The organism is Dechloromonas sp. ZS-1 (genome assembly GCF_039649255.1).
Classification (GTDB): domain Bacteria; phylum Pseudomonadota; class Gammaproteobacteria; order Burkholderiales; family Rhodocyclaceae; genus Azonexus.
Genome location: NZ_JBDIYD010000004.1, coordinates 115,007 through 128,194, shown reverse-complemented (window position 1 = coordinate 128,194; position 13,188 = coordinate 115,007). Strand labels below are relative to the sequence as shown.

12 protein-coding genes and 1 tRNA gene are annotated in these 13,188 nt (G+C 63.9%); 4 read left to right on the top strand and 9 right to left on the bottom strand.

The genetic code is table 11. The annotated features are described in order from the left end of the window. The first annotated feature begins 19 nt into the window (after nucleotides 1-19). Both AACO21_RS08005 and AACO21_RS08000 read left to right on the top strand, forming a co-directional pair. A complete protein-coding gene (locus AACO21_RS08005; protein WP_346191990.1) occupies nucleotides 20-1,519 on the top strand; it encodes a polyamine aminopropyltransferase in 1,500 nt (499 codons plus the stop codon). Nucleotides 1,520-1,614: 95 nt separating this feature from the next. Then, complete coding sequence (locus AACO21_RS08000) at nucleotides 1,615-2,886, top strand: Hsp70 family protein (RefSeq protein WP_346191989.1); 1,272 nt, start codon at nucleotides 1,615-1,617, stop codon at nucleotides 2,884-2,886. A 160-nt stretch (nucleotides 2,887-3,046) separates the two neighbouring features. On the opposite strand, the gene ychF is transcribed toward AACO21_RS08000, so the two are convergent. The 8 genes from ychF to AACO21_RS07960 form a co-directional block, all read right to left on the bottom strand. Continuing rightward, nucleotides 3,047-4,138, bottom strand: a complete 1,092-nt coding sequence (ychF, locus tag AACO21_RS07995) for a redox-regulated ATPase YchF (RefSeq protein WP_346191988.1) — start codon at nucleotides 4,136-4,138, stop codon at nucleotides 3,047-3,049. Between the two features lie 34 nt (nucleotides 4,139-4,172). Beyond that, nucleotides 4,173-4,751 (bottom strand): aminoacyl-tRNA hydrolase, encoded by a 579-nt coding sequence (gene pth, locus AACO21_RS07990; RefSeq protein ID WP_346191987.1) that lies wholly within the window; start codon nucleotides 4,749-4,751, stop codon nucleotides 4,173-4,175. A 69-nt stretch (nucleotides 4,752-4,820) separates the two neighbouring features. After that, nucleotides 4,821-5,423, bottom strand: coding sequence for a 50S ribosomal protein L25/general stress protein Ctc (locus AACO21_RS07985; RefSeq protein WP_346191986.1), 603 nt, complete (start codon nucleotides 5,421-5,423; stop codon nucleotides 4,821-4,823). A 56-nt stretch (nucleotides 5,424-5,479) separates the two neighbouring features. Continuing rightward, complete coding sequence (locus AACO21_RS07980) at nucleotides 5,480-6,430, bottom strand: ribose-phosphate pyrophosphokinase (protein WP_346191985.1); 951 nt, start codon at nucleotides 6,428-6,430, stop codon at nucleotides 5,480-5,482. A 93-nt stretch (nucleotides 6,431-6,523) separates the two neighbouring features. Next, nucleotides 6,524-6,600 (bottom strand) — tRNA-Gln (locus AACO21_RS07975). A gap of 78 nt (nucleotides 6,601-6,678) precedes the next feature. Then, nucleotides 6,679-7,536 (bottom strand): 4-(cytidine 5'-diphospho)-2-C-methyl-D-erythritol kinase, encoded by an 858-nt coding sequence (ispE, locus tag AACO21_RS07970; protein WP_346191984.1) that lies wholly within the window; start codon nucleotides 7,534-7,536, stop codon nucleotides 6,679-6,681. After that, a complete protein-coding gene (gene lolB / locus AACO21_RS07965) occupies nucleotides 7,533-8,120 on the bottom strand; it encodes a lipoprotein insertase outer membrane protein LolB (protein ID WP_346191983.1) in 588 nt (195 codons plus the stop codon). Before lolB ends, ispE begins: the two co-directional genes overlap by 4 nt. Before the next feature lie 8 nt (nucleotides 8,121-8,128). Next, a complete protein-coding gene (locus tag AACO21_RS07960) occupies nucleotides 8,129-9,847 on the bottom strand; it encodes a tetratricopeptide repeat protein (RefSeq protein ID WP_346191982.1) in 1,719 nt (572 codons plus the stop codon). Between the two features lie 96 nt (nucleotides 9,848-9,943). Here AACO21_RS07960 and mutM point away from each other — a divergent pair, with 96 nt between their 5' ends. Next, nucleotides 9,944-10,777 carry a bifunctional DNA-formamidopyrimidine glycosylase/DNA-(apurinic or apyrimidinic site) lyase gene (gene mutM, locus AACO21_RS07955; protein WP_346191981.1) on the top strand — a complete coding sequence of 278 codons (834 nt, stop codon included), beginning with the start codon at nucleotides 9,944-9,946 and terminating at the stop codon, nucleotides 10,775-10,777. A gap of 66 nt (nucleotides 10,778-10,843) precedes the next feature. Continuing rightward, nucleotides 10,844-12,793 carry a dynamin family protein gene (locus AACO21_RS07950; protein ID WP_346191980.1) on the top strand — a complete coding sequence of 650 codons (1,950 nt, stop codon included), beginning with the start codon at nucleotides 10,844-10,846 and terminating at the stop codon, nucleotides 12,791-12,793. Between the two features lie 124 nt (nucleotides 12,794-12,917). Here the strand turns inward: AACO21_RS07950 and AACO21_RS07945 are convergent, their stop codons facing one another. Next, nucleotides 12,918-13,175: a YfhL family 4Fe-4S dicluster ferredoxin gene (locus tag AACO21_RS07945; RefSeq protein WP_346191979.1), complete on the bottom strand. Its 258-nt coding sequence runs from the start codon at nucleotides 13,173-13,175 to the stop codon at nucleotides 12,918-12,920. Nucleotides 13,176-13,188 lie beyond the last annotated feature (13 nt).

Below are 13,188 nucleotides of genomic sequence, written 5' to 3'. Positions count from 1 at the left end.
CCCGGTAGCATCGCGTTCCATGCAACACGCCCTCCTGCTTTCCGTCTTTGTCATTGCCTCCTGCGGTCTCGCCTACGAACTGGTGGCGGGCGCCCTGTCGTCCTACCTCCTGGGCGACTCGGTCATGCAGTTCTCAACGGTGATCGGCTGTTACCTGTTTGCCATGGGGGTGGGTTCCTGGCTCTCGAAGTACGTGACGCGTGATCTGGTGGTCACCTTCATTCGCATCGAACTGCTGGTTGGGGTGCTGGGGGGCTTTTCGGCGGTCGGCCTCTTTCTGATCTTCACCTACCTGGGCGGCGCCTTCAAATTGCTGCTCTACCTCGCCGTGTTCGGGGTGGGCGTCCTGGTTGGCCTGGAAATTCCGCTGGTCATGCGCATCCTGAAGCGCGACCTGGCGTTCAAGGATCTGGTGTCGCAGGTGCTGACCTTCGATTACCTCGGGGCGCTCGCCGTGTCCGTCCTCTTTCCGCTGGTGCTTGCGCCGCATCTGGGGATGATGCGGACCGCCTTGTTGTTCGGGCTGCTCAATGTCGCCGTGGCCTTCTGGGCCCTGCATCTGTTCCGGGCTCAATTGCCGGGACGGCATCTGTTGCGGATTCAGGCGGGCGGCGCGATGGCGCTCTTGGTGGCCGGCTTTGTCGGGGCCGGGCAGCTGACCGACCTGGCCGAGCAGCATGTCTACGCGGATGAGATCATCCATGCCGAAAGCACCCCCTATCAGCGCATCGTGGTGACGCGCTGGCGGGACGATCTGCGTCTCTTCCTGAATGGCAACCTGCAGTTTTCTTCGCACGATGAATACCGCTACCACGAAGCGCTGGTCCATCCCGGCCTGTCGAGCCTGCCCGGGGCGCGGCGCGTGCTGGTGCTGGGCGGTGGCGATGGGCTGGCGGTGCGGGAAATCCTGAAGTACCCGAAGATCGAGTCCGTGGCCCTGGTCGACCTCGATGCGGCCATGACCCGGCTGTTTGCCACGGCACCGGCGCTGGTGGCGCTGAATCACGGTGCCTTGAGCGACCCCCGCGTTCAGGTCATCAATGCCGATGCCGCGCAATGGCTGGAGGGGGATCGCGCGCACTATGACTTCATCGTGGTGGATTTTCCCGACCCCAATAATTTCGCGCTGGGCAAACTCTACACGGCGGCGTTTTATCGCCTGCTGGAAAAGCGCTTGTCTGCGCATGGGCGCCTCGTGGTGCAGGCGACCTCGCCTTTTTATGCCCGCCAATCGTTCTGGTGCGTGGTGGCGACGCTGGAGGAGGTGGGGCTGAAAACGGCGCCCTATCACGCCATGGTGCCCTCGTTCGGTGAGTGGGGTTACATCCTCGCCGGACGGAGTGAGTTTGCGCCGGCGACGGTCGACCCGGAAAAAACCCGCTTTTTGACCCCGGAAACCCAGGCCGATCTCTTCCGTTTTCCGGCTGACATGGGGCGGGTGCCGGTTGAGGTCAATCGTCTGAACAATCAGGTGTTGGTGCGTTACTTCGAGCAGGAGTGGCGCAAGGTCATTCGCTGACCGGGCGCTGTCCGTCAGTCGCGCTTCAGGCCGAGGTCTCTGGACATGCGGCGAGGGGCGCAGTAGCATCGCTGCCCCTTTCGAAAAGCACCCCCATGGTTTCACCTGTTTCCGCCCACGCCTGCGGCATCGACTTCGGTACCTCCAACTCAACCGTTGGCTGGCTGAGGCCGCAGCACACCACGCTGCTTCCGCTCGAAGAGGATAAGCCCACCTTGCCCTCGGTCGTCTTCTTCAATGCCGAGGAGGATGTGGTCCGCTTTGGCCGGGCTGGGCTTCAGGACTATCTCGACGGCTATGAGGGGCGTTTGATGCGCTCCCTGAAGAGCCTGTTGGGCAGTGGCCTGATTGACGGGGTAACCGAAGTTCAGGGCCGGGCCATCCGGTTTCGTGACCTGCTGACGCAGTTCATCGGGACGCTCAAGGAACGGGCGGAGGCACACGCCGGGCGTGCGTTCGATCAGTCCGTTTTCGGGCGGCCGGTGCATTTCGTGGATGACGATACCGTTGCGGACCGCCTGGCTGAAACCACGCTGGGTGAGATCGCATGTGCGGTGGGCTTCAAGGAGGTCAGCTTCCAGTATGAGCCGATTGCCGCGGCCTTTCATTACGAAACCAGTCTGGCCCGGGAAGAAGTGGTGCTGGTGGCGGATATCGGCGGCGGGACATCGGATTTCTCGATTGTGCGGCTTTCCCCGGAGCGCGCCCGGGCGGCGGATCGCTGGAGCGATGTGCTGGCCAATGACGGTATCCACATCGGCGGCACCGACTTCGACAAACAGTTGAGCTTGGCCGAGGCGATGCCCCTGTTGGGACATCGCAGCCCCTTGAAGAGTGGTCGGGAAATGCCGTCCAGCATTTATTTCAATCTGGCCACCTGGCACACCATCAACTTTGCCTACACCCGCCAGGTCTGGGCCGAACAGCAGCGCCTCTGTCTTGAAAGCACGGTGCCCGAGCGCATGGAGCGCCTCCTGGCCTTGATCCGGGACCGGGCCGGACATTGGCTGGCGCATCAGGTTGAAGGCGTCAAAATTGCCCTTTCCAATCAGGAAACCGCCGAGCTTTCATTGGCGCGATTTTCGCCGGGCCAGCAGGCGCTGATCACGCGCAGCCAGTTTGATGTGGCCGCGCAGGCCCTGGTTGAAAAAATCGAGGGCGCGGTGGCTCGGTTGCTGCCGGAGGCGGGCGTGACGGCTTCCGGTATCGACACTGTCTTCTTCACCGGGGGATCCAGCGGAATTCCTTTGCTGCGTCGGCGTATCGCGGCCTTGTTTCCCCAGGCCAAGGTGGTCGAGGGAGACCTGTTCGGGAGCATTGGCGCGGGCCTGGCGGTGGATGCGGCGCGCCGTTACGGCATGGCTTGATTGTCGTCAGCGGTATCGCTGCGCGGGGTCTCCGGGATTTGCCTCAGCGGCTGGCCCGTCCTGGGGCGGCATGCCTAAAAAGGATATAAAAAACCCCGTCATCGCTGAGCGTGACGGGGTTTTTGTCATCCGGCCAAGTCTGCCGGGATCGGCAGGCGGCTTAGACGTTGAACAGGAAGTTCAGCACGTCGCCATCCTTGACGATGTATTCCTTGCCTTCGGCGCGCATCTTGCCGGCTTCCTTGGCGCCGGATTCGCCCTTGTACTGGATGAAATCGTCGAAGGCGATGGTCTGGGCGCGGATGAAGCCGCGTTCGAAGTCAGTGTGGATGACGCCCGCCGCTTGCGGGGCGGTGTCGCCGGCGTGGATGGTCCAGGCGCGCACTTCCTTGACTCCGGCCGTGAAGTAGGTCTGCAGGCCGAGGAGCTTGTAGCCGGCGCGGATCAGTCGGTCGAGACCGGCTTCGTGCAGGCCCATGGATTCCAGGAATTCGGCCTTGTCGGCGTCGTCCAGGTCGGCGATCTCGGCTTCGATCGAGGCGCACAGGGCGACGACCTGCGACCCTTCGGCGGCGGCGTGGGCTTCAACCTTGGCGAGCAGCGGGTTGTCGGTGAAACCATCCTCGGCCACGTTGGCTGCGTAGAGCACCGGCTTGGCGGTGATCAGGCAGAAGGGCTTGAGGCTGTTCCATTCTTCCTTGGAGAGATCGAGGGCGCGCACGGCCTTGCCCTGGTCGAGCTGGGCGAAGCACTTTTCCAGCACGGCGACCAGGATCTTGGCTTCCTTGTCGCCCGAGTTGGCGGGGCGCTTGTAGCGATTGAGGGCCTTCTCGACGGTCGACATGTCGGCGAGGGCCAATTCCGTGTCGATCACTTCGATGTCGCGGATCGGATCGACGCTGCCGGAAACGTGGATCACGTTCGGATCGTCGAAGCAGCGCACGACGTGCACGATGGCATCGGTCTCGCGGATGTTGGCCAGGAACTGGTTGCCCAGGCCTTCGCCCTTGGAGGCGCCGGCGACCAGGCCGGCGATGTCGACGAATTCGACGATGGCCGGCTGGATTTTCTGCGGCTTGACGATCTCGGAGAGCTGGGCGAGGCGCGGATCCGGCACTTCAACGATGCCGACGTTCGGCTCGATGGTACAGAACGGGTAGTTGGCCGCTTCGATGCCGGCCTTGGTCAGCGCGTTGAAGAGGGTGGATTTGCCGACGTTGGGCAGGCCGACGATACCGCATTTCAAAGACATGTTTTTTCCTTCGGGAAGTCAGGGATCACGCAGTTCAGACGGCTTTGCCGTGCAACTGCTGCTGGGCGCCGGCGTAATCCCCGGCGGCGATACGGGGCCACGCGAGGTGGCAGCGATGGAGGGCCTGCTCGATATCCGGCAATTCTTCCTTGCGCGGCTGATGCAGGACGAAATCAGCAACCTGCTGGGACAGGCCGAGTGTGCGCGGATGGCCGATGCCAAGGCGCAGGCGCCAGAAATCCGGCGTGCCGAGCTTGGCCTGGATGTCCTTCAGGCCGTTGTGGCCGCCGTTGCCACCGCCTTGCTTCAGGCGGATGCCGCCCGGCGGCAGGTCGAGTTCGTCGTGAATGACGAGAATCTCGGCCGGTGAAATCTTGTAGAAGTTTGCGAGGGCGGCGACGGCCTGCCCGGAGCGGTTCATGAACGTGCTTGGCTGCAGCAGCCAGAGGTCGCCGGCGCGCGCCGCCTTGCCGTAGAACTTGGCCTGCGGGGCAAGGCTGACTTTCAGCGTGTCGGCCAGACGGTCGACAAACCAGAAGCCGACATTATGTCGGGTGGCTTCGTATTCCGGCCCGGGGTTGCCGAGGCCGACGATCAGGCGGGGTGTGGTCATGCGTACCGTCGTGAAAAGGCCGCCGGGGCGAGATGCCTGCGGCGGCCAGAGTATAGCGGAGCGCGCGGATTACTCGGCGGCAGCTTCGCCTTCGGCAGCCTGGGCGCCGCCCTTGCCGACGATGCTGACCACGATCGGGTCGTCTTCGCCGTGCTTGACCAGCGCAACGCCAGCCGGCAGCTTGATCTGGGAGGCGTGGATGTTTTCGCCGACCTTCATGGCGCCGAGGTCAACTTCGATGAACTCCGGCAGATCCTTGGCCAGACAGTGGATGTCCAGTTCGGTGGTGACGTGGTTCACCAGACCGCCGCCCAGCTTGACGCCCGGGGCATTTTCTTCGTTGGTGAAGTGCAGCGGCACCTTGATGTGCAGTTCGTGGGTAGCGTCAACGCGCTGGAAGTCCACGTGCAGGATCAGTTGCTTGTAAGCGTGCGTCTGGTAGTCGCGCAGCAGGACTTGTTCCTTCTTGCCATCGATGACCAGGTTGATGATGGAAGAGTGGAAGGCTTCCTTCTTCATCTTCAGCAGCAGGTCGTTGTGGTGGGTTTCGATGGCGACCGGGGCGGCTTCGCCACCGTAGACGATGCCCGGAACGGTGCCGGCACGGCGCAGGCGGCGGCTCGCACCCGAACCCTGGACGCTGCGTGCAGAAGCGATAACTTCGAATTGCATGGTTTTACTCCAATAGATTTCCCGAACCGCGACCAGATCGGGAAGGTTTAAAAAACTTAGTCGATGAACAGCGAGGACACGGAGTCATCGTTGCTGATGCGGCGGATCGTCTCGGCCATCAGCTCGGCGACCGTCAGTTGGCGGATGCGCGGGCAGTTGGCCGCGTCATCGCGCAGCGGAATGGTGTCGGTCACGACCAGGGAATCCAGGTCGGAGGTATTGACGCGCTCGACGGCCGGGCCGGAGAGAACCGGGTGCGTGCAGTAGGCGACAACCTTCTTGGCGCCGTGCTGCTTCAGGGCCGTGGCGGCCTTGCACAGGGTGCCAGCGGTGTCGACCATATCGTCCATGATGATGCAGGTGCGGCCTTCGACCTCACCGATGATGTTCATCACTTCGGAAACGTTGGCCTTCGGGCGGCGCTTGTCGATGATGGCGAGATCGCACTCGAGGCGCTTGGCCAGCGAGCGGGCGCGCACCACGCCACCGTGGTCCGGCGAGACGACCATCGGGTTTTCGTAATTCTGCTTCTGGATGTCTTCCAGCAGGATCGGCAGGGCGTAGACGTTATCGACCGGAATGTCGAAGAAGCCCTGGATCTGTTCGGCGTGGAGGTCCATGGTCAGCACGCGGTCGACGCCGGAGGCGGCGAGCATGTTGGCGACCAGCTTGGCGGCGATGGGCACGCGGGAGGAGCGCGAACGGCGATCCTGGCGGGCATAGCCGAAATAGGGGATGGCGGCGGTGACGCGACCGGCGGAAGCGCGCTTCAGCGCGTCGACGACAACCAGCAGTTCCATCAGGTTGTCGTTGGTCGGGGCGCAGGTCGATTGCAGCACGAAGATGTCGCGACCGCGGACATGTTCCTGGAGTTCGACGCTGACTTCTCCATCGGAGAAACGACCGACGTTGGCGCGACCGAGGTCGACATTCAGGTGTTTTGCAACCTCGGCTGCCAGTTTGGGATTGGCGTTGCCGGTGAAGACCATCAAGCTGTTGTAGGCCATATCAACATCCTTCAGGGCATTTGCATTTTTGCGGTGCCACAATGGAAAACGGGCAGACTCAGGTTTTGTGCTGAGGGTCTGCCCGAGAAATTCTGGCTGGGGAAGAAGGATTCGAACCTTCGAATGCCGGAATCAAAATCCGGTGCCTTGACCAACTTGGCGACTCCCCAGCTGTTTCGTTCGTTTGTGTTTGCAACTGAACGAGGCGCGCATTGTAGGCGGCTTTTCGGGATGTGTCTACTCTTTTTTTAAATTTTCGCGATCGGGTGTTCGGCGAGCCCGGCAGCCAGCCAGCCCGACATGCCGGACGGCAGGCTGGCAAGCGTACGTTCTGCCTGGGTGCGATCGTTGAATTCGGCAAAGACGCAGGCGCCGGAGCCGGTCATCATGGCGCCCGGTGCGTGCTGCTTGAGCCAGGCCAGATGTTCGGCAACCGCCGGAAAGCGTGCGCAGGCGACGCCTTCGAGATCATTGTGGCCCTGGCCGGGCTGCCAGTCCGCCGGGTTGATGCGCGGTGTCGCACGCGGCAATTCCGGTGCGCCGAAAATGGCTGCCGTCGGCACGTTGACCGGCGGATGCAGGACCACATACCAGGCAGGTGGCAGGGTGACGTCGGTGAAGGCTTCGCCGACGCCTTCCGCGAAGGTGTTGCGGCCATGCACGAACACGGGCACGTCCGCACCCAGCTGCAGGCCCAGTTGTTCCAGTTCGGTGCGCGCGACGCCGGTCTGCCAGAGGTGATTGAGGGCGAGCAGCACCGTGGCGGCATCGGAGGAGCCGCCGCCCAGGCCGCCGCCCATGGGCAGGCATTTGTCGAGATACAGGGTGGCGCCCTGGCGGCAGCCGGTATGGGTCTGGAGCAGGCGGGCTGCGCGCACGGTCAGGTCGCTGTCGGGCGGCACGCCGGGCGTCGGCGTGGCGAGGACGATGGCGTCATCATCGCGCGGCGCAAAGCGCAGCGTGTCGGCACGGTCGATGAAGCGGAACACCGTTTGCAGCAGGTGGTAGCCGTCGCTGCGGCGGCTGGTCACGTGCAGGAAGAGATTGAGCTTGGCCGGGGCGGGCCACAGGCTGTCCCAGGTCCAGTCGGCGGGGTGGTCAGTCATGGTGCGGATTTCCATTCTTCGATGCGCAGGCGCAGGTCGATGTGTTCGCCCTGGCGCAGGTGGAGGCGGCTCGGCAAGCTGCCCGGGGCCTCGTCGTCGTAGCTGTAGTCGATGCGCCAGCCGGCTTCCTCCAGGCGGCTGGGCCGGCCTTGCGGGTCGCGCTGCAATTGGCCGTCCGCGCTGGTCCGGCCGAGCAGCCAGCGGGGGAGTTGGCGGACCGGCAGGGCCTGGCCGAGGACGTCGAACAGCAACTGTTCGGGGTCGTCTGCGACAAAGCGGCGACCATCCCCCGTTTCCAGGCGGGCTTCGCCAGGACGGCTGTCGAGGCGGGCGAGGCCGATGCCGATCGGGTTGGCGATCAGGATCTCATCCCCATCATTTTGGTGCCGCCAATCGAGTCGACCGCCGGCCTTCTGTTCAGCCTCGCCCGGTTGGCGGCTGGTCAGTGCAAACCGGGCGGTGAGCGCAAAGTCCTGCCAGGCCGTGCGTTCCGGCAGCGCAGGGCGGGGCAGCGTGCTGCAGGCGCTGAGCAGCACCGTGGCGGCGAGGGCGGCAACCCAGGACAGACGGCGGAGCAGTGGCACGACGGCGTTCAGGGCTGCAGCTTCTGGCGGGTACTCTTGAGTACGCTGTTGTCCGGGTGGGCGCGCAGCGTGTCGCTGAGCAGGCGCTGCGCTTCATCACGGCGGCCGACTGTCCATAGCACTTCGGCGAGGTGGGCGGCGATTTCCGGATCGGCTTTCATCTTGAAAGCGCGCTGCAAGGTGCTCAGTGCTTCCTCGTGGCGCCCCTGGCGGAAAAAGACCCAGCCCAGGCTATCGAGGATGAACGGGTCTTCCGGTGCCAGGCGGACGGCCTTGGCGATCAGTTGCTCGGCTTCATCAAGACGGATGCCACGGTCGGCGAGGGAATAGCCCAAGGCATTTAGACCGTGCGGATGATCCGGTTTGAGGTGCAGCAGGTGACGGATGCGTTGTTCGAGCACCTCCGGCTTGCCCGTCCGTTCGGCGAGCAGGGCGGTGTCGTAGAGCAGTTCAAGATTATCCGGCTGGCGCTTGAGCGCGGCTTCGAGCAGCGTCAGCGCTTCCTTGTCCTGGCCGGCATTGCGCAGCAGCTGGGCCTCGGTGAGCAGCAGTTGCACTTTTTCGTTGCCGCTGGCGGCGGTGCTGTGCAAGAGGGCGCGGCCTTCCTCGAGGCGGCCTGCCTGCTGCAGCAGCTGGGCGGCGCGGGAGCGGGCAACGATGAACTGTTCGCCGCCGCCGACCTGACGGTAATGGCTGAGGGCCGCATCCGGCTGGCCGCTTTCTTCCTCCAGCTGGCCGAGGAAAAAATGCAGGGTGTGCTTGTCCGGGTAGTCGGTGGCCAGCAGGCGTTCGAGCAGGGCGCGTCCCTGCTTGGCATCGCCTTGCTGCAGGGCCAGCATGGCTGCCGGGTAGAGGGCGTCGGGGGCCGTTGGCGCGTCGTCGAGCAGGCGGGTGTACTGGGTCCGCGCATCGTCGTAGCGACGTTCGCTGATGAGCAGGCGGGCCAGCATCAGGCGGGCCTCGCGGGCGCCAGGCTGCTGCTGAACAAAGCGCTGCAGTCCTTCAATGGCATTGGCCGGCGCCGGTCGGGCTTGCAGCTGGGCGCGGGCAACGGCAGCCATTTCCCAATCCGGGCGTAGTTGCAGCGCTTTTTCGGTTTCGTTGAGGGCGCGGAATTCGTCGCCTGCCGAGAGGGCCGCCTGGGCGCGGGCGAAATGCGCCTCCGGCAGGAGCGCGTAGGGCTGGGTCAGCTGGTCGATGAGGCGTTGGCTGGCCTTTTTGTCCGGGATGCGTCCGAGGATGCGATTCAGCTGGAGCAGATTGGCAGCGAGATTGGCTGGGTCTTCCTCCAGTACGCGGGTCAGTTGCGGTGCCAGTTCGTCCAGGCGATTGGCCAGGACAAGCAGCGAGGCGTGCATCTGGCGCGCCTTGGCCGATTCGGGCTCGACGCTCAGCCAGAGCTTGGCCAGGTCGAGTGCCTGATCATACTGGCGGGCCAGGCCGGCGACTTCGGTGGCGCGGGCGATGACTTTCGGGTCGCGGGTGCGCTGGGCCAGATCGCTCCAGGCATCGAGCCCGAGACGGACGTCGCCGCGCTGCAGGGCGATTTCGCCGAGCAGGGTTTGAAATACCGTGCGCGCCATCACGTCTTCGCCGCTGCTGCTTGCCTGCTCCCGGCTGGCGGCCGGTCGCTTCGCCGCCTTGGCGGGGGCTTCCGCCACGGCCATCAAAGGCAGGCTGGTCCCGACGAGCAGGGTCAGGGCGGCGGCGAGAGGCTTGAGGCGCATGGCGTACTTTCGAAAAACGGGACGGGCGACGCGTTGGAACGCATAAAATCGGATTGGTTTGCGATGTTATGTGGGTTTTGTCGGAGGAACAAGCGAATGCCTGAATTGCCGGAAGTGGAGGTCTGTCGTCGCGGGATCGAGCCGGAGTTGCTGGGCGAGGAAATCCTCGCCGTGATGATCCGGGCGCCCCGCTTGCGTCACCCCATCCCGCAGGAACTGAAAGGCCTGCTGCCGGGGTGTCGTGTCGTCGGCGTCCGGCGTCGGGGCAAGTATCTGCTGGTGGATTGCCAGGGGTCGGGGGTGACCGGCAGTCTGATCATCCATCTGGGCATGTCGGGCAATCTGCGTTTCGTGCCGACGGCGCAGCCGCCGGAGAAGCATGACCACTTCGAGCTGGTCTTGCCAAAGCAAAGCCTGCGTCTCGCCGACCCCCGGCGTTTTGGCGTGGTGCTCTGGCAAGACGGGCCGCCCGCGCTGAGCGATCAACACCCGCTGCTCGCGGTGCAAGGGCTGGAACCCTTGTCCGAGGCGTTTTCCGCCGATTGGCTGCATGCCCAGTGCGCCAGGCGCAGCGGGCCGATCAAGCCGGTGCTGATGGACAGTCATCTGGTGGTCGGCATCGGCAACATCTACGCTGCGGAAAGTTTGTTCCGGGCGGGGATTTCTCCCTTGCGGGCGGCCAACCGGATCAGCCGCGACCGGATTGCCATCCTGGTGCCGGCCATCCGGCATACCCTGGAAACGGCCATTGCCGCCGGCGGCAGCAGTATTCGCGATTATGTGCATAGCGACGGGGGCGCGGGCTGCTTCCAGATTCAGGCCGCCGTCTATGATCGCGCCGGGCTGGATTGCCTGCGTTGCGGCGGGCAGGTGCGGCAAGTGCGCCAGGCCGGGCGCTCGACCTATTATTGCCCTGCTTGCCAGCGTTGACCGTCGGAAAACCCGGTGCGCTTGTGCTAAATTGCTTGTTCCGATTGCATGAGACGGATACGAACCATGTCCCTGGCTAACCAGTTTGCCGCCTATACCGCCTGGCGGGGGGAGCTATCCAGCCACATCGCCCAGTTTCAGGGCTGGCTGACGCAGAATGAATTGTCCGACGGGCAGACCGATTTGCGCCTGACCCAGTTGCAGGACCGCCTGCGCGAGGATCGCCTGAATGTCGCGTTTGTCGCGGAGTTTTCGCGCGGCAAGTCTGAACTCATCAATGCCATTTTCTTCGCCGAGCTGGGCAGCCGCATGCTGCCGTCCTCGGCGGGGCGGACCACGATGTGTCCGACCGAGTTGCTGTTCGATGCCGCCAAGCCGCCGTGCATCGAGTTGCTGCCGATCATGACGCGCGGCACCAATTCCAGCGTTTCCGAATACAAGTCCTACCCGGACGAGTGGCGCCGCCTGCTGCTCGATGTTCAGTCGCCGGATGCCATGCAGGAGGCCCTGCGTCACGTCAGCGAGACGATCCGCGTGACGCCGGATGAAGCTGCCCGTCTGGGCTTTTCGCTGGAGGCGGGCAACGGGGGACTGTACGAGGTGGGCGAGGATGGCTTGGTCGAGGTACCGAGCTGGCGCCACGCGATGATCAATTTCCCGCATCCGCTGCTCAAGCAAGGGCTGGTCATCCTTGATACGCCGGGGCTGAATGCGATCGGTGCCGAGCCGGAGCTGACGCTCGCCCTGCTGCCGAATGCCCACGCCGTGCTGTTCATCCTGGCGGCGGATACCGGGGTGACCCAGTCTGACCTGCAGATCTGGAAAGAGCACATCGACGGTGGCGGAACCAGCCGGCGCGGGCGCATGGTGGTGCTCAACAAGATTGACGGTCAGTGGGATGAGCTGAAGCGTCCGGAAGAAATTGAAGCCGAGATTCAGCGTCAGGCGGCGCAATGCGCGAGTGTGCTGAATATCGACGTGGCGCAGGTTTTTCCGGTGTCCGCCCAGAAGGCGCTGGTGGCAAAGATCAATCAGGATGCCGACCTGCTGGCGCGCAGCCGCCTGGAAACTCTGGAATCGGCGCTCTCCGGCGAGTTGCTGCCGGCCAAGCGGGATCTGGTCTGCGATAGCACGCGTGCCGATTTCGGCGAAGTGGCGCAACGCGTGCGCGGGCTGCTCGATGCCCGTCTGGGCAGCCTGCACGAGCAGTTGTCCGAGCTCACCGAGCTGCGCGGCAAGAACAAGGGGGTGGTCGAGTACATGATGGGCAAGGTGCGGGCGGAGAAGGACGAGTTCGAGTCCGGCCTGCAGCGTTACCATGCCGTGCGGAGTGTGTTTACGACCCTGACGAACAAATTGTTCGCCCACATGGGCATGGACAGCCTGCGCCAGGTCACGCAGGAAACCCGCGAGACCATGCAGGGCGCGGTGTTTTCCAAGTCGCTCTCGGATGCGATGGTCACCTTCTTCATGCGGGCGCGTCAGGCGCTCAAGCAGTCGAGCGGTGAGGTCGACGAAATCCTCTCCATGATGGATGCGGTCTACAAGAAATTTTCAGTCGAACACGGCTTGAAGCTCGGCGTGCCGCCGCGCTTTTCGCTGCTCCGTTACGAAAAGGAGCTGGATCGTCTCGAAGCCTGGTGCGACAGCCATCTCAACTCGATGGTCAGTCTGCTGACCAACGACAAGAAGAACATCACGCAGAAGTTCTTCGAGGAGGTGGCGGTCCAGGTCCGGCGTGCTTTCGAGCACGCTAACCGGGATGCGGAAGCCTGGTTGCGCGCGGTCATGGCGCCGATGGAGACGCAGGTGCGCGAGCATCAGATCCAGCTGAAACGCCGTCTTGAAAGCATCCGCCGCATTCATCAGGCGACGGATACGCTGGAGGAGCGGATTGCCGAGCTGGAGAGCGTCGACAAGAGCCTGCAGCAGCAGGTCGGTGCCTTGGGTGGCATGGTGCAGGGCGTGCAGGGCTTGCTTGGTCCGGAGGCGGAGCCGGTGCGCGCCGCTGCCTGAATGACAATCACCGCCGTGGCGTCATCGTCCGGCGGTCGACCATGAAAAAACCCGCGATTTCGGTCGCGGGTTTTTTGTTGGCCGGTTGTGCTCGCAGCCAGGCAAGGGGCCGGGGCCCCGGCGCTCAGGGGCGCTTGTTGCCGGTCAGCTTCTCGTACTTGCTCCAGAGCTGATCTTCGTTCTCGACGTTGCCCGGATCCTTCGGGATGCAGTCAACCGGGCAGACCTGGACGCACTGCGGTTCGTCGTAGTGACCGACGCATTCCGTGCACTTGTTCGGATCGATCTGGTAGATCTCGGCGCCCTGGGAAATGGCCTCGTTCGGGCACTCGGGTTCGCAAACGTCGCAGTTGATGCACTCGTCGGTGATGATCAGAGACATGACTGTCCTTCCT

Coding starts and splice junctions, on each gene's coding strand:
- AACO21_RS08005 (WP_346191990.1), top strand. CDS start 20: ATGCAACACGCCCTCCTGCTTTCCGTCTTTGTCATTGCCTCCTGCGGT.
- AACO21_RS08000 (WP_346191989.1), top strand. CDS start 1,615: ATGGTTTCACCTGTTTCCGCCCACGCCTGCGGCATCGACTTCGGTACC.
- ychF (WP_346191988.1), bottom strand. CDS start 4,138: ATGTCTTTGAAATGCGGTATCGTCGGCCTGCCCAACGTCGGCAAATCC.
- pth (WP_346191987.1), bottom strand. CDS start 4,751: ATGACCACACCCCGCCTGATCGTCGGCCTCGGCAACCCCGGGCCGGAA.
- AACO21_RS07985 (WP_346191986.1), bottom strand. CDS start 5,423: ATGCAATTCGAAGTTATCGCTTCTGCACGCAGCGTCCAGGGTTCGGGT.
- AACO21_RS07980 (WP_346191985.1), bottom strand. CDS start 6,430: ATGGCCTACAACAGCTTGATGGTCTTCACCGGCAACGCCAATCCCAAA.
- ispE (WP_346191984.1), bottom strand. CDS start 7,536: ATGACTGACCACCCCGCCGACTGGACCTGGGACAGCCTGTGGCCCGCC.
- AACO21_RS07960 (WP_346191982.1), bottom strand. CDS start 9,847: ATGCGCCTCAAGCCTCTCGCCGCCGCCCTGACCCTGCTCGTCGGGACC.
- mutM (WP_346191981.1), top strand. CDS start 9,944: ATGCCTGAATTGCCGGAAGTGGAGGTCTGTCGTCGCGGGATCGAGCCG.
- AACO21_RS07950 (WP_346191980.1), top strand. CDS start 10,844: ATGTCCCTGGCTAACCAGTTTGCCGCCTATACCGCCTGGCGGGGGGAG.
- AACO21_RS07945 (WP_346191979.1), bottom strand. CDS start 13,175: ATGTCTCTGATCATCACCGACGAGTGCATCAACTGCGACGTTTGCGAA.